The 23,377-nt window shown below is 52.4% G+C and carries 20 protein-coding genes and 4 tRNA genes; 5 read left to right on the plus strand and 19 right to left on the minus strand.

Annotated elements, in window-relative coordinates:
• The first annotated feature begins 355 nt into the window (after positions 1 to 355).
• Genes hemC through hemY form a run of 4 tightly spaced genes read left to right on the plus strand, consistent with a single transcriptional unit; the run spans position 356 to position 4,378 of the window.
• Positions 356 to 1,297: a hydroxymethylbilane synthase gene (gene hemC, locus DCX48_11635; protein ID QXE15108.1), complete on the plus strand. Its 942-nt coding sequence runs from the start codon at positions 356 to 358 to the stop codon at positions 1,295 to 1,297.
• Entirely contained in the window at positions 1,294 to 2,034 is a 741-nt protein-coding gene (locus DCX48_11640; protein ID QXE15109.1) for a uroporphyrinogen-III synthase, read from the plus strand. Before hemC ends, DCX48_11640 begins: the two co-directional genes overlap by 4 nt.
• Positions 2,035 to 2,057: 23 nt before the next feature.
• Positions 2,058 to 3,182, plus strand: coding sequence for a uroporphyrinogen-III C-methyltransferase (locus DCX48_11645; GenBank protein QXE15110.1), 1,125 nt, complete (start codon positions 2,058 to 2,060; stop codon positions 3,180 to 3,182).
• Positions 3,183 to 3,184: 2 nt separating this feature from the next.
• The gene (gene hemY, locus DCX48_11650) at positions 3,185 to 4,378 is read left to right on the plus strand and encodes a protoheme IX biogenesis protein HemY (protein QXE15111.1); all 1,194 of its coding nucleotides are present in this window, start codon (positions 3,185 to 3,187) and stop codon (positions 4,376 to 4,378) included.
• A gap of 672 nt (positions 4,379 to 5,050) precedes the next feature.
• On the opposite strand, the gene DCX48_11655 is transcribed toward hemY, so the two are convergent.
• The 6 genes from DCX48_11655 to DCX48_11680 form a co-directional block, all read right to left on the minus strand.
• Positions 5,051 to 6,208 (minus strand): amidohydrolase, encoded by a 1,158-nt coding sequence (locus DCX48_11655; protein ID QXE15112.1) that lies wholly within the window; start codon positions 6,206 to 6,208, stop codon positions 5,051 to 5,053.
• Between the two features lie 77 nt (positions 6,209 to 6,285).
• The gene (locus DCX48_11660; GenBank protein QXE15113.1) at positions 6,286 to 7,047 is read right to left on the minus strand and encodes an amino acid ABC transporter ATP-binding protein; all 762 of its coding nucleotides are present in this window, start codon (positions 7,045 to 7,047) and stop codon (positions 6,286 to 6,288) included.
• A 9-nt stretch (positions 7,048 to 7,056) separates the two neighbouring features.
• The gene (locus DCX48_11665; GenBank protein QXE15114.1) at positions 7,057 to 7,728 is read right to left on the minus strand and encodes an amino acid ABC transporter permease; all 672 of its coding nucleotides are present in this window, start codon (positions 7,726 to 7,728) and stop codon (positions 7,057 to 7,059) included.
• A gap of 139 nt (positions 7,729 to 7,867) precedes the next feature.
• On the minus strand, positions 7,868 to 8,659 hold the full coding sequence (locus tag DCX48_11670) for an amino acid ABC transporter substrate-binding protein (protein ID QXE15115.1): 792 nt from the start codon (positions 8,657 to 8,659) through the stop codon (positions 7,868 to 7,870).
• Positions 8,656 to 9,198 carry a GNAT family N-acetyltransferase gene (locus DCX48_11675; GenBank protein ID QXE15116.1) on the minus strand — a complete coding sequence of 181 codons (543 nt, stop codon included), beginning with the start codon at positions 9,196 to 9,198 and terminating at the stop codon, positions 8,656 to 8,658. The genes DCX48_11670 and DCX48_11675 overlap by 4 nt, the downstream gene beginning before the upstream one ends.
• Positions 9,199 to 9,207: 9 nt before the next feature.
• Positions 9,208 to 10,572 carry an adenylosuccinate lyase gene (locus tag DCX48_11680; GenBank protein QXE15117.1) on the minus strand — a complete coding sequence of 455 codons (1,365 nt, stop codon included), beginning with the start codon at positions 10,570 to 10,572 and terminating at the stop codon, positions 9,208 to 9,210.
• Positions 10,573 to 10,820: 248 nt separating this feature from the next.
• On the opposite strand from DCX48_11680, the gene DCX48_11685 reads away from it, so the two are divergent.
• On the plus strand, positions 10,821 to 12,128 hold the full coding sequence (locus DCX48_11685; GenBank protein ID QXE15118.1) for a histidine-type phosphatase: 1,308 nt from the start codon (positions 10,821 to 10,823) through the stop codon (positions 12,126 to 12,128).
• 120 nt (positions 12,129 to 12,248) lie between these two features.
• Here DCX48_11685 and DCX48_11690 read toward each other — a convergent pair.
• The 13 genes from DCX48_11690 to DCX48_11750 form a co-directional block, all read right to left on the minus strand.
• Positions 12,249 to 12,325 (minus strand) — tRNA-Pro (locus DCX48_11690).
• A 43-nt stretch (positions 12,326 to 12,368) separates the two neighbouring features.
• A tRNA-Leu gene (locus tag DCX48_11695) sits at positions 12,369 to 12,455 on the minus strand.
• Between the two features lie 49 nt (positions 12,456 to 12,504).
• A tRNA-His gene (locus DCX48_11700) sits at positions 12,505 to 12,580 on the minus strand.
• 116 nt (positions 12,581 to 12,696) lie between these two features.
• Positions 12,697 to 12,773: transfer RNA gene (locus DCX48_11705), tRNA-Arg, on the minus strand.
• 142 nt (positions 12,774 to 12,915) lie between these two features.
• On the minus strand, positions 12,916 to 14,304 hold the full coding sequence (locus tag DCX48_11710) for an amino acid permease (protein QXE15119.1): 1,389 nt from the start codon (positions 14,302 to 14,304) through the stop codon (positions 12,916 to 12,918).
• Between the two features lie 328 nt (positions 14,305 to 14,632).
• On the minus strand, positions 14,633 to 15,382 hold the full coding sequence (locus DCX48_11715; GenBank protein QXE15120.1) for a lipopolysaccharide N-acetylmannosaminouronosyltransferase: 750 nt from the start codon (positions 15,380 to 15,382) through the stop codon (positions 14,633 to 14,635).
• Positions 15,379 to 16,770: an O-antigen assembly polymerase gene (locus DCX48_11720; GenBank protein ID QXE15121.1), complete on the minus strand. Its 1,392-nt coding sequence runs from the start codon at positions 16,768 to 16,770 to the stop codon at positions 15,379 to 15,381. The genes DCX48_11715 and DCX48_11720 overlap by 4 nt, the downstream gene beginning before the upstream one ends.
• Entirely contained in the window at positions 16,767 to 17,852 is a 1,086-nt protein-coding gene (locus DCX48_11725) for a TDP-N-acetylfucosamine:lipid II N-acetylfucosaminyltransferase (GenBank protein QXE15122.1), read from the minus strand. Before DCX48_11725 ends, DCX48_11720 begins: the two co-directional genes overlap by 4 nt.
• Complete coding sequence (wzxE, locus tag DCX48_11730) at positions 17,849 to 19,099, minus strand: lipid III flippase WzxE (GenBank protein QXE15123.1); 1,251 nt, start codon at positions 19,097 to 19,099, stop codon at positions 17,849 to 17,851. The genes DCX48_11725 and wzxE overlap by 4 nt, the downstream gene beginning before the upstream one ends.
• 1 nt (position 19,100) lies before the next feature.
• Positions 19,101 to 20,231, minus strand: a complete 1,131-nt coding sequence (gene rffA, locus DCX48_11735) for a dTDP-4-amino-4,6-dideoxygalactose transaminase (GenBank protein QXE15124.1) — start codon at positions 20,229 to 20,231, stop codon at positions 19,101 to 19,103.
• 4 nt (positions 20,232 to 20,235) lie between these two features.
• Complete coding sequence (gene wecD / locus DCX48_11740) at positions 20,236 to 20,967, minus strand: dTDP-4-amino-4,6-dideoxy-D-galactose acyltransferase (protein ID QXE15125.1); 732 nt, start codon at positions 20,965 to 20,967, stop codon at positions 20,236 to 20,238.
• Positions 20,968 to 21,021: 54 nt separating this feature from the next.
• On the minus strand, positions 21,022 to 22,089 hold the full coding sequence (gene rffG, locus DCX48_11745; GenBank protein QXE15126.1) for a dTDP-glucose 4,6-dehydratase: 1,068 nt from the start codon (positions 22,087 to 22,089) through the stop codon (positions 21,022 to 21,024).
• On the minus strand, positions 22,086 to 23,348 hold the full coding sequence (locus tag DCX48_11750; protein ID QXE15127.1) for a UDP-N-acetyl-D-mannosamine dehydrogenase: 1,263 nt from the start codon (positions 23,346 to 23,348) through the stop codon (positions 22,086 to 22,088). Before DCX48_11750 ends, rffG begins: the two co-directional genes overlap by 4 nt.
• Positions 23,349 to 23,377 lie beyond the last annotated feature (29 nt).

Genomic DNA, 23,377 nt, shown 5'->3' on the forward strand with positions numbered 1-23,377 from the left:
GATCAATTTAACACCTTGCTGATTGGGCGTAAAGAAAGTAAAGAAAGTTAGACTTACCTATCTTGCTTTATTACGAATTTCTCTAACCGACGTCATCAGCACGGCTTCCTTACTCGTCATACTTCAAGTTGCATGTGCGTTGGCTGCGTTCACTCACCCGAATCACTTACTTGTGTAAGTTCATCGGGACTCCTTCCCTTGCCGCCTTCCTGAAACTCGAATTATTTAGAGTATATCTAGATTTGCGGCACCCAAATTTCAGTCCGTTTTAAAGGCGCACCGCTAATGCCCACAACCTGACACCAACGCACCATCAATGATACGATGGCGAAAAATGATAAAAACGGTATCAAGCATGTTAGCCAATATTATTAGAATTGCCACCCGACAAAGCCCGCTAGCCCTATGGCAAGCACGATATGTTCAGCAGTGTTTGAACCACTTCTACCCCGATTTACACGTAGAACTGGTGCCGATGGTGACCCGTGGCGACATCATCCTGGATACGCCGCTGGCAAAGGTCGGTGGTAAGGGATTGTTTGTTAAAGAGCTGGAATTGGCGCTGCTTGAAGGGCGCGCTGATATCGCAGTCCACTCCATGAAAGATGTACCTGTCGAATTTCCCGATGGCCTAGGCCTGACCACTATTTGCGAACGCGACGACCCGCGCGATGCTTTTGTTTCCAATCGCTACGACAGCCTCGAACAATTACCGGAAGGCAGCTGTGTCGGCACGTCCAGCCTGCGCCGCCAGTGCCAGCTACGCGCCCGACGTCCCGATCTGGTGATTCGTGATTTGCGCGGCAATGTCGGAACGCGTCTGGCAAAATTGGACAACGGCGAGTATGACGCCATTATTCTTGCTGTCGCTGGCCTGAAACGCCTCGGCCTTGAAGAACGTATCCGCTGCGCGTTAAGCCCGGAAGAATCGCTGCCTGCCGTCGGACAAGGCGCTATCGGCATCGAATGCCGTTTGGATGACGATCGCATTCGCCAACTGCTTGCCCCACTCAATCACACCGATACCGCCGCCCGCGTACTGGCTGAACGTGCTATGAATGTGCGCCTTGAAGGTGGCTGTCAGGTGCCGATTGGCAGCTACGCCGAACTGGAAGGTGATACGCTGTGGTTACGCGCGCTGGTTGGCGCACCGGATGGCAGCCAAATGATCGTCGGTGAGCGGAAAGGGAGCGTCTCAGACGCCGAAAAAATCGGGGTTGCACTGGCTGAAGAGCTGCTAGCAAAAGGGGCCAGCGCGATCCTTCAGGCCGTTTATCAAGGGCAAAGCTCATCATGACTATTCTGGTTACCCGTCCGTCACCAACTGGCGAACAACTGGTGACCCGTTTAAGAAAGCTCGGCTATCACGCCTGGCACAGCCCGCTGATCGAGTTTTCGCCTGGACGAGAACTTGCTGGCCTGCCTGCACAATTACACGCGCTGCACGCCGACGATCTGGTGTTTGCTCTCTCACAACACGCGATTCATTACGCCGATCCCATGCTGGCGCGCACAGGCACAAGCTGGCCTGCTCACCTCGCTTATTATGCCATTGGCCGTACCACGGCACTGGCGCTGCATAAAATCAGCGCGCACCCCGTTACCTATCCACCCGAGCGTGAAACCAGCGAAACACTTCTACAACTGCCTGAGCTGCAAGATGTTGCAGGGAAACGTGCACTATTATTGCGCGGCAACGGCGGAAGAGAATTACTGGGAGAAACGCTAATTGAACGGGGCGCTCAGGTAACCTATTGTGAATGCTATCAACGCAGAGACGTTCATTATGATGGGCCGGAGCAAAGCCGCCATTGGCAGCAAATAGGCATCGACAAACTGGTGATTACCAGCGGAGAAATGCTACAACGGATCTATACTTTAGTACCTGATTACTATCGGGCTTCCTGGCTACTCGGTTGCCAGTTGATCGTCGTCAGCGAACGACTGGCAGAACAGGCTCGTCAGCTCGGCTGGCGCGATATCCGAGTGGCTGATAACGCCGATAACGATGCGCTCGTGCGCGCACTACAATAAACCTGATCATGGGATGTACCATTATGACGGAACACAATACCCCCACAGCTCCATCCGATGAGGTTGCTGAACGGGTTGAACCCGCGCATCAGCAGCAAGATCCCGCACCGCAGCCCAAGCGCAGTGGTGCTGTGCTGGGAGCGATCGCCATCGTGATTGCGCTGGCAATAGGCGCGGGATTGTATTACCACGGCCACCAGCAGGCACAGCGAGAAACCGCCTCGCTTCAACGTCTGGAATCACAGCTAAACGCCTTGCAGCAACAGCATAAGCAGGAACAACAGCAATGGCTGGATGCTCAACAGCAGCAAAGCAAAATACAGGACACCGCGACACAGCGTCTTGAGGCGCTAACGCGTCAGTCAGACGAGCTACGCGATAAACTGGCGGCGCTTTCCAGCCATGACACCAATACCTGGCTGATCGCTCAGGCAGATTTTCTGGTAAAACTGGCAGGGCGTAAGCTGTGGAGCGACAAAGATGTCACCACCGCGGGCGCATTGTTGAAAAGCGCAGATGCCAGCCTCGCGGAAATGAACGACCCTAGCCTGATAGAAATTCGCCGCGCGTTGACCAACGATATCGGTGCACTGGCAGGCGTTAGCCAAGTCGATTTTGACGGCATCATCCTGAAAGTGAACCAGCTCACCGATCAACTTGACAACTTGCAGCTTGCCGACAACAACACCGATGAAGCGCCAATGGATGCCAACAGCACAGAGCTGTCCGCTTCGTTGAGCGAATGGCGACAAAATCTGAGCAAAAGCTGGCACAATTTCCTGGCTGACTTTATCACCATTCGTCGTCGCGACAGCGCTGCTGAGCCTTTGCTGGCACCGAATCAGGACGTGTATCTGCGTGAGAACATCCGCTCACGTCTGTTGGTTGCCGCACAGGCGATTCCTCGCCATCAGAATGAAGTGTACAAACAGTCGTTGGAAACGGCAGCAACCTGGGTTCGCGCCTACTTCGATACCACCGACTCCACGACGCAGGCCTTTTTGGATCAGCTTGATGCCTTAAGCCAGCAGTCGGTTTCACTGGATGTTCCAACGGAGCTACAAAGTCAGGCGCTGTTGGAAAAGCTGATGCAAACGCGCGTTCGTAACCTACTGGCTCAGCCGCCAGCCACACAGCAGGGAGAGTGAACATGCTGAAAGTCTTATTGCTGTTCCTGATCCTGATCGCAGGCGTTGTGATCGGCCCGATCGTCGCGGGCCACCAAGGCTACGTCCTGATCCAGACGGATAACTATGACATTCAAACCAGCGTGACGGGTTTGGTCATCATGCTGGTGCTGTTTTTCCTCGCCTTTTTGGCGGTGGAGTGGGTGCTACGCCGAATCCTTCGAACAGGATCACGCACACGCGGCTGGTTCCTCGGCCGCAAACGCAGCCGTGCCAGAAAACAGACCAAAGCCGCGCTGCTCAAGCTGGCCGAAGGTGATTATTTACAGGTAGAGAAACTGCTGACTCGCAATGCCGATCATGCCGAGCAGCCCGTAGTTAACTATCTTTTGGCAGCCGAAGCCGCCCAGCAGCGCGGTGACGAATTCCGCACCAAGCAATACCTGGAGCGTGCCGCCGAGGTTGCAGATACCGATCAGCTTCCGGTGGATATTACGCGCGTACGTATTCAGCTAGCACGTAATGAAGATCATGCCTCACGTCACGGCGTGGACAAATTGCTGGAAGTCGCACCTCGCCACCCTGAAGTGCTGCGTCTGGCTGAGCAGGCTTTCCTGCGTACCCATGCCTACGGTGCCTTGCTGGATATTCTGCCTGCGATGCGCAAGATTAATCTGTACCCTGAAGCGCGTTTGCTGGATCTGCAACAGCGGGCCTATATCGGTCTGATGAATCAGGCGATGGCGGATGGCGGCAGCGAAGGGCTGAAATCATGGTGGAATAATCAGAGCCGCAAAGTGCGTCATGAGATCCCACTTCAGATCGCAATGGCTGAGCATTTGATCGAGTGTGACGATCATGATACAGCACAGAAGATCATTCTTGATGGTCTCAAACGTCAGTATGACGAGCGTTTGATTCTGCTAATGCCCCGCCTAAAAGCTGGCAATCCGGAACAGCTGGAAAAAATGCTGCATCAGTACATCAAGCAACATGGCGCAACGCCGCTGTTAAGCAGCACGTTAGGTCAACTACTGATGAAACACGGCGAATGGCAACAGGCCAGCGATGCCTTCCGCACGGCGCTGGAGCTACGTCCAGATGCTTATGATTACGCCTGGCGCGCCGACGCACTAGAGCGGCTGCATCTGCCGGATGAAGCGGCGCAAATGCGGCGTGAGGGGCTGTTACTCACGCTACAGCAACCAGCCAACTAATCACTGCATCATCTCTTTCATAAGGCTCCTTCTTTGGAGCCTTATTTATTTTTTATGTTTCAATCGCAGGCTGTGACCCAGCATTTTCATCAGACGAAAAAAAACGCTTACCGATAAACGGTAAGCGTTGAAAATATCAGGTCTGTCAGACAACAGAATGGTGCCTCACTCAACGTTATGTCCGGAAAGCCCGATGGAGATTTGCATCTTCATCTGGAGTTGGACGATAGGCACCTCAAAATTGGCTCTGCGTCATTCCCAGGATTATGAAGCCGAAGCAAGCATAGAAGGTGGAATGAGCATCTACACGCTTATTTAAGCACAAATTATGCCAACATGCATAATTTTATTGCTACGACCTCATCAATTCAATTTAACTAGCTAATAGTAAATACTATTTTTATTTATCCGCTAGTGGGGAAGCAACAACACGCTGGGTGGTAAAAACGAGAGCGAACTCACAAAACCTGTCGCCATTCAGAGACGAATTTATCAGATAAAATATTAATCATTATTAATCAATAAATTAAATGTCTCTTTTTTGAGACAGCAGATCACCGCAGGTGTCGTTCTTTTCCGACAGTCCTGTCAAAGCTGTTGATTCAGCTTAAAAAATAAAAAAATATCCGCGCCGAGGAGTCGACGCGGATAGCATTAAGTAACAGGTGGGACTTAACGGGAGGACAGCTGTTCTAAACTCTGTTTAGCGACCTGATACAGATAGTGTGCGGTCGGGAACAGTGCACTGTCGTCAACGCGGAATTTCGGGTGGTGCAGCGCATAGGGTCCGCCGGAGCCAACCATCATAAAAGTACCCGGCAGTTTCTGCTGATAGAACGCAAAATCTTCACCAATCGGGCTGGCTTCGACGCGGCGTGCTTCAAAACCTTCATCACTTGCCACGTTCAGCGCAAACTCAACCCATTCTGGCGTATTGATCACTGATGGCGGCCCTGCGTGCCACAGGAACTCAATTTCCGCGCCAAAGCTGCTGGCAATACCCGAGACGATCTGACGGAAACGCTGTTCAATCAAATCACGCGTGTCCTGATTGAACGTTCGGACCGTGCCTTCAACGTAGGCCGTGTCGGGAATAACGTTCCAAGTGCTACCGCTATGGACCTGAGTAATCGACACCACTGCGTTATTGTCGGACGACACCGTGCGGCTGATGATGGTTTGCACCGCGGAAATCAGCTGACCCAGAATAATAATCGGATCGTTGCCTTCATGCGGCTTCGCCGCGTGACAGCCTTTCGCTGCAATCTTGATCTCAAAACGGTCAACGCCCGCCGTCAACGCACCGTCTTTCCCACCGATGACGCCAACGGGCAGCGTCGGATCGTTATGGATACCGAAAATCGCCACCGCATTGTCCAACGCGCCAACCGCAATCACTTCCGGTGCACCCAGCCCTGTCTCTTCGGCCGCCTGGAACAAAATTCGCACCGTGCCTTTCAGCTCCGGCTCGATTTTCTTCAGCAGAATCGCCGCGCCCAGCGCTGCGGAAGAGTGAAAATCATGACCGCAGGCATGCATCACCCCTTTGTTGAGCGACGTGAATTCTACGCCAGACTCTTCTTCAATTGGCAGGGCATCGATGTCCGAACGGACCACGACCAGTGGGCCATCCTGTAGGCCGCCGACTTCCGCGACCAGACCGGTTTTCAACGGCAGATCGAGGACGCGAATCCCTTCTTTTTCCAATACCGCACGAATCTTTTTCGTCGTTTCGAACTCCTGATTCGACAGTTCAGGATTGCGGTGTAAATCGTGGCGAAACGCCTGAATAAATTGAGCCAGAGGCTCGTGCTGAGGTGCTGTTCTCATCAATTCTTACTCCACATTATCGTGCCCTGTCTGACAGGACGGCCTTGTTCAGGCGTGCAGGTGTGTCTACGTGTGCGTTAAATATCGTACTCAAGCGGCTCAGGCAGTTTGGTCAACTGACGCAAGAAACGCTGGGTTTGCGGGTTGTCTGAGAAGCTAATCACCTGCTCCGCAGGGCCTTCCTCGACGATGTGACCGTCCGCCATGAAGATCACTCGGTCAGCCACTTCTTTCGCAAACTGCATTTCATGGGTGACGATCACCATCGTGGTGTCATTTTTCGCCAGCTTCTGAATCACCTGAAGCACCTCGTGTACCCTTTCTGGGTCAAGCGCCGAAGTTGGTTCATCAAACAAAAGAGCCTTCGGATCCACCGCCAGCGCACGTGCAATACTCACGCGCTGCTGCTGACCGCCGGATAACGTCACCGGATACTGTGCCGCCTGTGGCAGCAGGCCAACCTGCTCCAGCAAAGCCAGACCGACTTCAGTCGCCTGCTTCTTCGGCATTTTTTTCACGACAATCAGCGCTTCCGTTACATTCTCCAGCGCCGTCTTGTTCTTAAACAGGTTATAACTCTGGAACACCATCGCCGTCTGACGGCGCAGCGCGTAGGCCTCCTTGGAGGAGTAACGACGCGTATCCAGCGTTTGTTCACCAATTTCGATCGTACCTGACTCTGGCGTTTCCAGCAGGTTAAGGCAACGCAGCAGCGTGGATTTACCCGAACCCGATGGACCGATAATCGCCACGACTTCGCCTTTCGCGATATCCAGACTAATGTTGTCCAACACCACCTGATCGCCAAAGCGTTTAGAAAGATTCTTTACACTGATCATGTCAGCCCCTTATCGCTGTAGCGAGTGATTCAGTTTCTTCTCAAGCTGTTTTTGCAGCCAAGCGTAAACCACAATCACCATCCAGTAAATCAGACCCACAACCAAGAAGGTCTCAAAGAAACGCAGAGATTCAGCGGCAATCATCTTGCCTTCTGCGAACAGTTCGGAGACGCCCAGCGCAAAGGCCACTGAGGTATCTTTAATCAGAGAAATAAAGGTATTACCCGTCGCTGGCAGCGCATTCAGCATTGCTTGAGGCAACACGATGCGGCGATAGACCTGCGCTTTACTCATGCCAATGGACAGGCCCGCTTCCGTCTGGCCGAAATCCACCGAGGCCAAGCCCGCACGGAAAATCTCAGCCATATAGGCGGAGGTTTTCAAGCTAAAGCCAATAATTGCGGCCGTCATCGCATCCAGATTGGATAAGCCAGGGAATAGCTGTGGCAGGCCGAAGTAGATGATAAACAGCTGAACCAGCGATGGAATGCCGCGGAACAGCGAGATATACAGTTCGACGATTTTTACTACGACGACGATCTTGCTTTCACGGACTAACGCCAAGATAAGGCCGAGAACCATAGCAAAAAACATCGAAACCACGGCAAGAAACAGCGTGGTTGGCAAATACATTAATACCTGGGGAAAGACTTTTAACAGGTAGGCAAGATCGATATTCATGAGTAATACCATTAATGCTTCCACCGGCCATATTGCGCCGGTGGAACAGGGTTATGACTGTTGACTATATAACGAATCATCTGGCTACATAACGAGTCATCACGCTAAATGACGACTCTGCCAGAATGACGGCGTGAGGTTATTTAGCCGGTGATACCGTGATATCTTCGCCAAAATATTTTTCGGAGATAGATTTCAGACGTCCATCTTCACGCATTTTCGTCAATTGTGCATCGAACTGTTTACGCAAGGCATCGCCTTTCTCGTCCTTATGGAACGGGAAGCTGACTTCTTCAATCACCAGCGGTTCGCCAACCAGCTTGAACGGCAGGTTACGCTTATTGATTTCCGCCAACAGGATCGGACGTGAATTCACGTAGCCTTCGACGCGCTTAGACAGCGCATCGTTCATCGCACCATCACGTGTTTCATAGGTGCGAATAGTGACGCTGCCGTCGGCAAATGCTTTCTTCAGGTTGTTGACGTGGTTGGAACCCAGGACCCCGGCAACCGTCTTCCCTTTCAGGTCAGCCAACGTATTGATCGTGGTGTTGTCTTTGTGCGTCACAATCTGGCTGCCGTAGAAGCTGTACGGCTGGGCAAAATTGTATTTTTCCTGACGCGCGGGGGTAATTGCCACCACGTTCGCTACAGTATCCAGCTTTTTCGCTTCCAACTGCCCCATCAGGCCGCTGAAATCAGCGGTGACCCACTCAACTTTGTAGTTCAGATCTTTCGCGATAGCTTCCGTGACTTCAACGTCAAACCCAACCAGCTTGTTATCTTGCTTGAAACCACTTGGATAACTCTGGCCTGTTGAACCCACTTTCAATACTTTTTCCTGCTCGGTGCCACTCTTCCCAGAATCACAGCCAGCAACAAGAAAGGCGGTCGTCAGCGCCAGAACAGACAACGTTACTTTTTTCATCATTTTACTGCCTCTCTTTTTAAGTTTTTATCTTTCCACTGGTCATACAATTGGTTATCAAGAATTTTTTCCATCCAGATGGTCAGGTGTCCTTTTCCCAGATTCGTCTGCCCGACTTCCTTGAAACCATAATTTCTGTACATCTCAATCAGCCACGGGTGGTTTTGCGCTGTGCCAAGCGACACCGCAGGCGCTTTGAGCTGGTTAATCAGAATTTCTTCTTCCAACCAGCTCATCATTTGCTTACCCAATCCCTGTTTTTTATAGCCAGGGTGCGTCGCAAACCAACCCAGATGCGGTAGACCGAGCGGGCCCGGCTCAGGCCCCCACGGATAGCGGATGGTAAATGACGACACCATCTCCCCGCCTTTTTCCATCACATAAACGCCGTGTGAGGCAATGTGCGTGCGCACCATGCCAATATCTGCATGGGCGGCAGAAAAATTGATGCCCAACTGGCGAATCGGCTCAAACGCGGCCAATGCCAGCGCCAAAAAAGTCTCATCATCCGCAAGCGTAGCCTGACGAAATACGATACTCATGATTTCACCTTATGCTGGCAGCAGACCGGAGTTATCCGCATAGCGAATCACCTCATCGACTTTCTGCGGTGCACTGCCGACGTAGTTGGCTGGGTTCAGCCATTCGTCCAGATCGGCGGCAGTCACCTGCTCGGAAAGGACTGGATGCGCCAACAGTACCGATTTAAAAGGCTGATTCTGCTCGAATGCCTGCATAGAGCATTCGTAAACCAGATGGTGGGCGGTCTGCTTACCGAGACGTTTGCCAATCTCAAACATCACTTTCTCGGATAACAACAGGCCATTTTGCAGATCGAGGTTCGCCAGCATTTGCTTCTCGTTGACGGACATTCCACGCAGGATGCCAAGCGCATTCTGAAGCTGAGCAGACAGATAGATGTTGATTTCTGGCAGCGCGATCCACTCTGCACGCCAGCTCATCGCATCACGTTCATGCTCAACTTTCATGGATTCGTGAATCAGCGCGGCGCTCTTAAACAGCGGTGCAGTCAAGCTCGCCAGCCCTTCCAACGCGGCAGGGTTACGTTTGTGCGGCATCGTGGTAGAACCGATTTTCCCTTCAGAGAACGGCTCTTCGATTTCATTAATCTCGGTGCGCATCAGGTTGTACAGCTCGTTGCCAATCTTGCCCAGCGTACCGCTGATCAGAACCGTAACGGAGGCATATTCGGAGAAGCGATCGCGGGCAGACTGCCAGCCGATATTCGGTGTATTCAGCCCCAGTTTATCCAGCGTCAGGCGCTCAATTTCTGGCCCTTTCTCGCCAAAAGAGGCATAGGTACAAATGGCACCATTGATGTTGCCGACCAAAACACGCTCTTTGATTTCACCCAGGCGTTCGAGGTGACGGATAAATTCATCCAGCCAGACAGCCAGTTTGAAGCCAAACGTGGTGGGCAGCGCTTGCATGCCGTGGGTACGGCCAGCCATCAGCGTGTGTTGATGTTTCTTCGCCAAACGTTTCAGTTCAACGGCCAGCAGTTGTGTATCTCTGACGACAATATCAAAAGATTGTTTCAGTTGTAACACTGTCGCGGTATCAACGATGTCCTGCGTGGTCACGCCGTAATGAATAAATTCACCCGCCGCGCCACATTGTCTCTGAATCGCTGCAATCGTCGGCATCAGGGAGTGCTTCATGCGTGCCGCATCTTTTGCAATCTCTTCAACGTTAAGCGCGCTTGCGTCAGCGTTTTCTGCAATGGTTTTTGCCGCATCCAGCGGAATGACACCCAGTTCACCCTCGGCAAGCGCCAAGGCAACTTCTACCTCGACCTGCTTAGTCAGACGGTTATGCTCGGACCAGACGCCGCGCATTTCAGGCGTGCCAAAATTATTCCCTATAAGAAGAAAATCAATAAGATGTGATGCCATAATTAACTCGTTAGTGTTGGATTTATCAGGCGGGGGTTTATGTCGTCTTTTTAATTTTTAAAAATATAACATGCGGTAATTATGCGCTTTATACCTTTCGGATCTATCTTAGATCAAAAAGTTTGATTGCAAACTATGCATTTGGAAATGTTCGCTAACACTCTCTCCCGTATTGAAAAACCCGCTTGTCACTTTTTCCTTCCTACAATGAAACTCCTTATCCGTATGACTGCTGACGAAGGATTATCATGCTTTTCCACACGACATTACGCATGCCCCGTACCTTATTGATTACCATGATCATTATTTCAACATTCGCTGCTCAGGCACGAGCCCAGGATCGCTACCTGATGGAAAAGGTGGTTGAAGTTAGCCGTCATGGCGTTCGTCCCCCGACAGAATCCAACACAACCGCACTGGAGTCCGGCACGGCACGACAATGGCCGCAGTGGGTCACGCGAGAGGGTGAATTAACCGGACATGGCTATGCCGCCACCGTGATAAAAGGACACTATGAGGGCGAGTATTATCGCCAACAGCATCTGTTCGCTTCAGGTTGCCCAGCGGAACAGCAGATTTATGTACTTGCCAGCCCGTTACAGCGCACCCGCGCAACCGCGCAAGCTTATATGGACGGCATGTTTCCCGGCTGCGGCGTTACTACACATGCCGTTGAGGATGAAAAGCAAGATCCGCTGTTCCACGGCGATAAAATGGGGATTGGCACGCTTGATCCTGAACAGGCAAAAGCTGCTGTACTGAAAGCCATGGGAGGCGATCTGGATCTCGCTTATCAACGTCTGAAGCCCAGTATTGAGCAGCTAAAACAGATCGTATGTGGAGAAGATAAACCCTGTCCGGTGTTTGATAAACCGTGGGCGCTCAAACAGGATAAAGACGGTTCGACTTCTATCAGCGGCCTGAATACGCTGGCGAATATGAGTGAAGTTTTCCTGCTGGAGTACAGCGAAAATTTGCCACTGGCACAGGTTGCTTTTGGTCACGTCCGCAGCGCACAGGATCTTATTCCCCTGATGGCTCCGATGACCGCCAAATACGACTTCACCAATGATGTTCCCTACATTGCACAGCGTGGCGGTTCACTATTGATGCAGCAAATCGCACAGGCACTCGCGCAAGGGACGCAAGCAGAGCAGGACACCACACAAGGCGAGCCGCCGACAGCCCCTTACTTGCTGTATGTCGCGCATGACACCAACATTGCCTACCTGCGCACGCTGTTGCAGTTTCACTGGCAACTACCCGGCGATACCGCCGATAACATCCCACCCGCAGGCAGTCTGGTCTTTGAGCGCTGGCGCGATACCACGACTCAGCAGCGTTTTTTGCGTATTTATTTCCAGACACAGTCGCTGGATCAGATTCGTTCGCTGACGCCGCTGGGCGAGCAACAGCCGTTGCTGAAAGAGGAATTTACGTCTCAGAGCTGTCAGCAGACAGAAAAAGGCACGCTGTGTCCTTTTGATACGACGCTGGAATCCATGCGGAAAAGTATCGATAGCAGTGCGCTGGCAACGGTACATTACGCGCCGTAGCTCGATCTCCTGAGGAGAAGCAACGTCTTGTCGGGTTGATGAATCCGATAGGACGTTTGCAAGAGAAGGCAGATTTAAGACGAAAAAAAGCACATCTTTCGATGTGCTTTTTTCTGTAATTGGTCGGCGAGAGAGGATTCGAACCTCCGACCCACTGGTCCCAAACCAGTTGCGCTACCAAGCTGCGCTACTCGCCGAATGTACTGCTTTTTGAACATCACTGATGTTCTAGCTTGTGTGTGGTGCGAAGAGAGGGACTTGAACCCTCACGTCCGTAAGAACACTAACACCTGAAGCTAGCGCGTCTACCAATTCCGCCACCTTCGCATAACTCACAAACTTTTATTAACGAAAAACGTTAATGAACTGCTAAATCTGGGGTGGCTAATGGGACTCGAACCCACGACAACTGGAATCACAATCCAGGGCTCTACCAACTGAGCTATAGCCACCATCACCACATTTACATCTTATTACGCGGTACATCCTTTTTACGGGATACTTTCTTTACGAAGGTAAGTGTACCACCGCAGCTCTTGCACACAACATACTCGTTTACACAATATAATGGTGCGCCCGACAGGATTCGAACCTGAGACCTCTGCCTCCGGAGGGCAGCGCTCTATCCAGCTGAGCTACGGGCGCTTAGCGCCGTTGCGGGACGGGATATTACGGACTTAGCGACTGACTGTCTAGTGCTTTTTTATCGAAATGATGCGTTTGCTTATGCTTTGTCCATTTCAAGCTAAATAACGTACAAATCCGCTCTTCCCGCCCCCAAATACGACTATTTACCCCCTGCCAGCGACGTTTTTTTACCCAATCCCAGCGCGAAATAACACAGGCTGACCACGGCTAAAAAGGCGACACCGACCAATAAAGACATTCGCGTATCGATATTTATATACATTCCCACCAGTACACACAGCAAAAATGCCATCGTCAGGTAGTTTACCCACGGGAACAGTATCGATTTAAACGGATGTGAGGCCAACGCGACACGATGCTGCTCACGAAAACGTAGTTGACTGATCAACACCACAAACCACGGCACCATACCCGGCAACACGCTGGCGCTATAAACATAAACAAACACTTTTTCCGGGTTAGGGATGACGTAATTCAAAAGCGACCCAGCCACCAGACAAAGAATAGAAATCATGACGCCTGCTGCGGGTACACCGCTGGCCGTCACTTTACCTAGCCAGGCAGGAAGTTGACGGTTGTTAGCCAGCGAATACAGCATGCGACCACAGCTATACATGCCGCTGTTGCAGCCAGACAGCGCGGCCGTCAGCACCACAAAGTTGATGATGCCTGCCGCCGCCACAATACCGATTTTCGCAAACGTCAGCACAAACGGGCTGCCGGATGTACCGATTTCATTCCAGGGGAAAATCGTGACGATAACGAAGATAGCGCCCACATAGAAAATCAGGATGCGCCACAGAATGTTATTGATCGCGCGCTTCAGCGTCACCTGCGGATTTTTCGCCTCGCCTGCCGTAATCCCCACCAGCTCAACGCCCTGATAGGACGCCACCACCAGACACAGCGCGAACAGCAGACCTTTCCAGCCTCCCGCAAGGAAGCCGCCGTGCTCGGTCAGGTTACTGAATCCGGTCGCCTGACCGTGATTACCGAAGCCGAAGAAGATAATACCGACGCCGACTAATATCATCACGACGATGGTGGTGATTTTAATCATCGCAAACCAGAATTCGATTTCGCCATACAGCCTTACCGCAGCGAGATTTGCGCCCGCGACCAAAGCGACAGCGACAATCGCCGGTATCCACTGTGGCAGTTCAGGGAACCAATACTGAACATACACGCCAATGGCGGTAATTTCCGAAATCCCGACCGCCATCCACATAAACCAATAGCCCCATGCGGTGAGATAACCGAAAAAGGGATGCATGTATTTATGTGCGTAGACGGCAAACGATCCTGCGACCGGCTCTAGGTAGAGCATTTCGCCCATTGAACGCATGATGAAGAAAACGAAGATTCCAGCAACAATATAGGCCAGTAATACCGACGGTCCCGCCCACTTCAACGCACTCGCTGCGCCCATAAACAGCCCGACGCCGATCGTGCCACCTAGCGCAATCAGCTCAATATGTCGGGCTTCCAACCCTCGATGGAGTTTTTCCTGCTTTACATCTTCTGCCATATATCCCTCTGTCTTTATGTTGTGCTTATCCCGGCTGTTGCCGGTTATTGTTCTTATTTCAGAAATGCTATCTGTTAGAAAGACTGTGTCCTCGCCTCAAATTGGCGGTCATGAAAATACCGTAATGTCGGTTTGAATAACACATCAAGGATGACGAATCCGCCAAAGATAGAATTCTGTCTTTCCGATTGTTTGGCAAACAGACAATTGAAGTCGAATAGGAATGAAAAATCAGGGTTATCTACTGTAGAGAAAGGCGACGAGGGAAAGGCAGTGGGAAAAGACGACGAGAAAAGGTTGGCGCGTCCAACGCGCCAATTCAATGAAGCTATAGACGACCGCTGTAGTGATAAGCAACGTATTTCAACAACCTCAGCTGCCGAAAAATACGGCTCGGCTGGGACAGCAAGCGATACAGCCATTCCAACCCTAAGTTTTGCCACACGAGCGGAGCACGCTTAACATGTCCGGTAAAGACGTCATACGTTCCACCGATGCCCATATACAGCGCATCAGGATAGTGGTGGCGACAATCGCGCATCAGGATTTCCTGCCTTGGCGACCCCATCGCGACAGTGACGATTTGTGCGCCGCTGGCACGGATGCGCTCAAACAACGCATCACGCTGCTCTGGTGTAAAATAGCCATCCTGACTACCGACAATATTCACATCCCACTGCGCACGCAGTTTCGCTTCCGTTTGCGCCAGTACATCAGGTTTGCCCCCTACCAGAAACACCGGCGTTTCCTGTTTGCCAGCCCGTTCCATTAGCGCTTCCCACAGATCAGCCCCCGCAATACGTGTGACGTCAGCCTGTGGGTACTTGCGTCGAATGGAGCGCACAATGCTGATGCCGTCCGCATACTTATATTCTGCGCGATCGAGCAGCGTACGCAGCGCCACCTCTTTTTCCGCCGTTAGCACCTTCTCAGCGTTAATCGCGACAAGCGTCCCCGTTTCAACCCGCTCTCCCGCAAATAGGTAGTCAACAAACGTCCCCATATTGCGGAAACCGTGAATGGGCAAACCACGAATGGTATACAGAGGGATTGTCTCTGTGGTTTTTAACGCGGTCATATCTGCTCCTTTATCACCGGATCCTGTACGGTATTGGGTGTCGGCGCGAGCGGCGTGGCGCGCATGCGCCTCAGACGCTGCCGGATGAGTCCGGCGCTTTCCAGCAGCCAGTAAAGCAGTTTGGCAACGAGCAGGCACAGGCCAAATATCAGACAGAAAAACACCACACGTGAAACAAAGGAATCGACGCCTTCGCGCGTTAGCACAATAATATTGAACACCGCACCGAAGCAGAACGCCTGCAAAATGGCGGCCTTATAGCGATTGCTGTCGTTCTTCCCTAACTCGTACACCCAGTCGAACCACTTGATAACCAGCCCTACCGCAATCGCACCCAACGGGATAAATAGCACGCCGCCCATCACCACCAGCGAGCCTAACAGCGTAGGGGATATCGCCAGCCCAGAGTGGTTATTCAACACTTCCCAGGTGAAATAGTTCGCGCTGTTTAACACCAGATTCGGACGGTCAGGCCATAGCCAGGAGGGAATAAAGACGTAGAAATCACGAGCAATCGGTGCCAGCCCCTGAAACTCAATCTTGTCATAATTCTGCCACAGCAGCGCCAGATTCTCCCAGGGCGAGAAGGTGTCACGAGTTAAATAGAGGAAGGTATAAAATGCGTAATCACCGCTGACGTCCAGCCCATAGCGCTTCAGCGCCAGCCAGAACATCCCGACAATACCAAATATCCCAGCAGCGACCAACATCCAGAGCGTAATCCAACCACGCACAATGCCAATAAACAGAAATAGGGCGAAGGCAATGATCAGATTCGCGCGCGTCCCGCCGACAATCACATATGTCAGCATTCCAAATGCGACCGTTCCGATGAGGAACAGTAGCCACGCTCGCTGCGTCTGGCGCAGGAAATACACCACCAGCATTGCCGGAATGAAGAAGTAGAAAAAGCGTTTCAACGCCACACCGGACACATCGCTAGAGAATATCTGGCTGTAAGAGCGCAGCTTAAACAGCAGGAAGCCATTGTTGAGGAAGAAAATACCGACGGTGGCTACCGCAATCAACGCCAGCAGCAGCCAGGTCAGATTAGCTTCAACTCGGTTCACCGTCAGGAGTGGAGCACGCGGCACGGAGGTTTTCTGGCGTAGTCGCGTCTTGTAGCTGACGTAATAGACAGCATAGAACGCCGTTGCGGACAACATCGCCTGAAGCAGATACTGCACGGGGACGACTTCAACGCCAAACCGGAACACCAGCACGCAGGTAAAGGGAAAACCAAAATAGAACGTCAATAAATAGAGCAGCGAGAACAGCACGTTAAAGTTAAAACGTACGCGCCGAAACTCCATCCAGGTCAAGCTCAGGATGAAGATGACTGAAATCAGGTAGACGACAAACAGCCCTCCAAATTGCCCAAGCGTCATGTCGGTTCTCCCGTCGCCAACGCCAGCGCATCCCGCCAGCCTTGCAGATAATTGGGATTGAAGAACGCGATCTGGTGTTTATCTACCGATGCCAGTTGGCGCTGAGCCTCACGCACCAATGCTTCGTCCAGGTCGTCACCGTAAAACAGCACAGGAAGGCTTTGTTCTGTCAGATCCTGCCAGAACGGGTTTTTCCGGCTGATCACAAACGGCACACCAAACTGAATCAACAGGCATAGCGTCCCGATTCCCTGCTGGCGATCGAAAATAAAATAGCCCAAATCACAAGTGCGCAGCATGTTGAGATAATCATCAAACGCCAGTTGGTCTTTCAGCAGTTGGAAATTTTTCACACCAAACAGCGCCAGACCGTCCTTTTCCACCTGTGCGATGTAGGACGCATTATTCGCAGGGTAGCCCATTGGCACAATGACCCGCACATTGTTACCGAACTGCTTGTGGATCGCCCGCAGCGCTTCCTGATGACGATTCGTGCGATCGCCAGAATTGCCGACCAGAATCGTCATCGGCCCAGCCAGTGGTTTATCAACCTTCATGCTCGTCAGCGCCGGATCCATCCGCGTAGGGAAATACAGCAATGACGTCGGCACGCGAGGGGCACGCTGCTCATACCACGCCAGATCGCCACGCGTGGCAAAAACATGCCCGATACGCTTTTGCGCCATACGCCGAAGCCAATAGAACAGCCGATATTTCAGGCCATTGGCTTCTTCATACAAATCCGCACCCCAAACGTGCCAGCAAACCTGCTCAGGTTTAATTTTCCCACTCAGCAGCGCCAGCCACAGCGTGGGATTAAACTGCCCATGCAGGAAAAAGCGCATCTTGCGGTTCGATTTTGCTCTGGCGATGACCGCCTCAGCCAGCGTTTTTTTATCCACGCAGGTTTCGATACGCAATGCAGGAAAATCGGCCGGCGAAATACCGTCGTGGGAAGCCACGATGAAATGCCGAATTTGATGCTCGGGGAGTTCCGTCGCCAGTACGTCGTTAAAAAAACGTAAAACGGTCTGGTTATGATGCGGGATATCAGATCCCAATACATGAATCAGTGTCGTCATGCTCGCCTACGGTAAATAATGAATACGCAACAACAAAGCAAAAAATAGACCAGGTAGGTTGCCATATAGGCCTGCGCTGCGCCTTGTGCGCCATAAAGCGGAATCAACCAGTGAGAAAAACCGGTTAACAGGAGAAACTGGCTGACTTCCGTGAGCAGATAAAAGCGCAGCGCCGCTTTCGCAATGACCAGATAGCCAAAGACGTAAGCGCCCACTTTCATCACATCCCCTACCAACTGCCAAACGAAGAGATCTCTCATTGCCGTAAACTGGCTGGAGAACAGCAGCCAGATTGCAAAATCGCGCAGCAGCCACACACACAAGCTGACACACGCCACAACGGGCAGCACAAACTTCAGCGAGCGAACAATCTCCTGCGCTAGCGCAGCCTTGTCCGTCAGGCGCGAAAGCGTCGGCAACAGATAAACGGTAAAGGAGGCGGTAATAAATTGCAGATAAGCATCGGAAATACTGCTGACGCCCTGCCAAATGCCCACTTCATCCCAGCTGTAATGCGCTGCCAGCAGGTTACGCATCATGATGTACGCCACGGGTAGCGTCACGGCAGTCATCAGCGCCATCAGCGTAAACTTGCCCAACTGCCCAGCGATGGCGCGATCCCACGCTGGTTTTAGCGACGCCAGCGACAACGGAGTACGACGCAGTAGCATAATTCCTGCCGGAATCACCAGCAACGCAGGCACCAACGCCAGCCCCGCGAGCGCGCCAACATAGCCACCCAGACGCAGGCAGAGCCAAAAAGCCGCTAGCCCGATCAGGCTACCGCCGATCACGGCCAGCGCGTTGCCTATCGCATCCCGATAGCCTTTGAGGATCGCCAGAAATAGGTTGGCGTAGGCAATCCCCATCTGGATAAACGCCAGTGCGCGAACCACATCGTGATAATCGTCATGCCCAAACAGCAGATTAGCGATAGGCGTTGCGGCTGCCAGAAAGAGTACCGCCAGCAGCGTTGAGAACCCCAGCACCAGCGTGATGGACGTGCCAAGCAGCGGCTTCAGCCGGTCCGGCTGTTGCTGATACTCCGCGACATATTTGGTGACGCCGTTAAAAATCCCCGCCCCGGCTAATACGCCCAGCACCGTAATCAACTGGCGGAAATTCCCTGCCATCCCCACACCGCTAGGACCAAACGTGACCGCCAGCAGTTTGACGATAACCAGCCCCGCGCCAATTTTTATCAGCGTGGAGCCTGCCGTCCATATCGATGCTTTCGCCAACGACATATCAGGAGAAGAAGCTCAGAATGGTATTAATGACGGTGCGCTGATTGACGTCCGACAGGTTGTAGAACAGCGGTAAACGTACCAGCCGTTCGCTTTCCTGCGTGGTGTAGCGATCGTCACCGGAGAAACGACCGAAGTTCAGACCCGCCGGGCAGCTATGTAGCGGGATATAATGAAAGACTGTCATGATTTCGGCTTCTTTCATGTAATTGATAAACGCACTGCGGTCGTCCTGATCGCGCAGTTTGATATAAAACATGTGCGCGTTGTGGATCCCATTGGCAGGCACGGTCGGCAGTGTTATACGCCCCGCATCGGCCAGCGATTTGAATGCCGCATAGTAGTTCTGCCACAGTTTCAGGCGACGCTCGTTGATGGGTCGCGCGGCTTCCAGCTGTGCCCAGAGATAAGCAGCTTGAATATCCGCCATCAGATAGCTTGAGCCGATGTCACGCCAGGTGTATTTGTCCACCTGTCCACGGAAGAACTGGCTACGGTTGGTGCCTTTTTCACGGATGATTTCCGCTCGTTCCACCAGCCTCGCGTCATTAATCAACGTGGCCCCGCCCTCACCGCCCGAGGTGTAGTTTTTGGTTTCGTGAAAACTGAAGCAGCCGATGTGACCAATAGACCCCAGAACGCGGCCTTTGTAGCTGGACATCACGCCCTGTGCCGCATCTTCCACGACATATAAATCGTATTTTTTCGCCAGTGCCATAATCGCGTCCATCTCGCAGGCGACGCCCGCGTAGTGAACCGGCACGATAATGCGTGTTTTTTCCGTAATTGCCGCTTCGATTTTCGTCTCGTCAATATTCATCGTATCTGGGCGGATATCGACAAACACGATCTTCGCACCGCGCAGCACAAAGGCGTTGGCGGTAGAGACGAAGGTATAGCTCGGCATGATCACTTCATCGCCGGGCTTAATATCCAGTAGGATAGCGGCCATCTCCAGCGACGCTGTGCAGGAAGGCGTAAGCAGGACTTTCTTGCTACCGGAGTAATGTTCCAGCCACTGCTGACAGCGGCGAGTAAATCCGCCATCGCCGCACAATTTGCCGCTGCTCATGGCAGCCTGCATATAATCCAGTTCCGTACCGACAACCGGTGGCGCATTAAATGGAATCATGTATTCACCTGTATAACCAATACGCCGTGCTCTCAATCGTGGCACCACGGCGAAGATAAAGACGAAGAGCCGCCACGTTGCCAACCTGCGTCGCAACCCGGAGGCGTATCAACCCTTGCTGTCGGCACCACGCTTCCGCCAGCGCCATCAGTTGTGAACCAATACCGCGTATCGTAACGCCCGGCCAGACGCCCAGCAGCCCGATACGGGCATCCGAGTCATCCAGTCTGCGCAGCGTGACCCATCCTTGTGGATGACCCGCGGCATCTTCCATCATCAAGCAACTGTGGTCGAACGTACCGCATACCGCATTTTCAACCCACTGAGCGTAAAAACGCCCACTATCCTCCGGCTGATACCACGGCGTACGGAAACGGCTCAGCGCAAAAACACGTGATGCCGCGTCCCTCAGAGCAGGAATATCATCGAGCGTGGCTTCACGCCAGCGCGGTAGTGGCGTAACGACTGTCGTCGGATGCAGCGGCAAACTGAGATCGACCTCGCCTTCCACCAAGCGAAAACCGAGATCGGCCAGCGCATCCGCCAGTACCAGATTGTCCGCCGCGATTTTGGCCTGCGTCAGCGCAAATACGTTCAACACATCAGGCGTCAACACAGGCGAAGAAGGCGAAAAATTCAGCTTACCGCTGTCAATCTGGAAGAATTCACTCTCCCAGCCCAGCGGTTCAACCGTGGCGCGAATTTCTCCCTTTCCTGCTGATATGGAATTGGACATCGTTTCGCTCCTTTCTTTTCCGCCATCTGGCTTTTCTGTCATCTCAATACAGGTTTAGTCGTTCAGTCCTAAACGCTCGCCGGTATAGGAACCGTCCTGCACACTGCGCCACCACTTTTCGTTATTCAGATACCAGCTGACGGTTTTTTTCATGCCCGTCTCAAACGTTTCTTCTGGACGCCAGCCCAACTCACGTTCGATTTTCCCAGCATCGATCGCATAACGCATATCGTGGCCTGGCCGGTCTTTCACATAGGTGATGAGATCGCGATAATGCGCCACACCAGCAGGCTTATTCGGTGCCAGCTCTTCTAGCAGCGCGCAAATGGTCTGCACCACTTCAATATTTTTACGTTCGTTGTGGCCGCCAATGTTGTACGTCTCACCGACTTCGCCTTCCGTCACGACTTTGTAAAGTGCGCGGGCATGGTCTTCGACAAACAACCAATCACGAATTTGTGCGCCATCGCCGTAAACCGGCAACGGTTTGCCCGCGACCGCGTTCAGAATCACCAACGGAATCAGCTTCTCAGGGAAATGGTAAGGGCCGTAGTTATTCGAGCAGTTCGTGATAACGGTCGGGAACCCGTAGGTGCGCAACCAGGCGCGAACAAGGTGATCGCTGGAGGCTTTCGATGCCGAATAAGGGCTGCTCGGCGCATAAGGTGTAGTTTCTGTAAACAGATCGTCCGTCCCATGCAGATCGCCAAAGACTTCATCGGTAGAAATATGGTGAAAGCGGAACGCATTCTTGTCCGCATCAGCCAGGTTCTGCCAATAGTGGCGTGCTGCTTCCAGCATCGTATAGGTGCCGACAATATTGGTTTCGATAAACGCCGCAGGGCCGTCGATAGAGCGGTCAACATGGCTTTCTGCCGCTAAATGCATCACCAGCGCAGGCTGGTAAGCCGTAAAGACACGATCCAGTTCAGCACGATCGCAGATATCTACCTGCTCGAATGCGAAGCGTGAGCTATCGGCAACCGGTGCCAGTGAAGACAGGTTGCCCGCATAAGTCAGTTTATCGACAACCACGACGCTGTCCTGCGTCTCAGCCAAAATGTATCTGACTAACGCGGAACCAATAAACCCTGCACCACCGGTAATTAAAATACGTTTCAACGCCATACTCCTTTGGTATCAATAACCCACTGTTGTTTCACATCGTCTGGGTTAATCGCCTTAAACTGACGGTGGTCTACCAGCATCACTAGCACATCGGCTTCTTTTAATGCACTGCTGGTATCGACCAGTTTTACCTGCCCAGCCAAGACGGACGGCAGGTGTTTGACATTCGGTTCGACGACTAACGTCACACCCGTATTCCACTGCGCAATCATGGAGGTAATTCCCACGGCAGGACTTTCGCGCAAATCGTCAATATCCGGCTTGAACGCTAATCCAAAGCAGGCCACAGTGACCTCGCTGGCGCGTTTATCCGTTTGTGCCAGATAATCCGCCACGGCCGCTTTGACCCGATCCACCACCCAGAGTGGCTTGCCATCGTTCACCAATCTGGCGGTATGAATCAACCGAGCCTGCTGAGGATTCTGCGCCACGATAAACCAAGGGTCGACCGCGATACAGTGCCCACCTACGCCGGGACCGGGTTGCAGGATATTGACGCGAGGATGGCGGTTTGCCAATCGGATAAGTTCCCATACGTTAATGTTTTGTTCGGCACAAATCAGCGAAAGTTCATTGGCGAAAGCAATATTGACGTCGCGGAAGCTGTTTTCGGTCAGCTTACACATCTCGGCGGTGCGGGAGTTAGTGACCACACACTCACCCTCCAGGAAGATGTTATACAGTTCGCTGGCGCGAGCAGAGCACACTGGGGTCATACCACCAATAACGCGATCGTTTTTAATCAGCTCAACCACGACCTGACCGGGCAGCACCCGTTCAGGACAATAGGCAATATTGATATCCGCCGTTTCCCCAACCTGCTGCGGAAACGTCAAGTCCGCGCGCGCATCGGCTAGCCACTCGGCCATTTGCTCAGTCGCCCCCACGGGGGACGTCGACTCAAGGATCACTAGATCGCCTTTCTTCAGCACTGGCGCGATGGACGCTGCTGCAGCCTGAACGTAGGCCAGATCGGGTTCGTGATCGCCTTTGAAAGGGGTAGGAACTGCGATCAGGAAAGCATCGGCTGGCACAGGTTTTGTCATCGCCTGAAGGTAGCCATTTTCCACCGCGACCTTGACCAAGGTATCTAAGTCGGGCTCGACAATATGAATTTCACCGCGATTAATGGTCTCAACCGCCAGTTTGTTCACATCGACACCGATGACTTTTTTCTGACGCGACGCAAATGCCGCTGCGGTGGGTAAACCGATGTAGCCTAAACCGATTACTGAAATGGTAGTAAAGCTCATAGTGTCACCTGATATTTTTATGTCTGCCG

Origin of the sequence: Pectobacterium atrosepticum (assembly GCA_019056595.1) — a bacterium.
Lineage (GTDB): Bacteria > Pseudomonadota > Gammaproteobacteria > Enterobacterales > Enterobacteriaceae > Pectobacterium > Pectobacterium atrosepticum.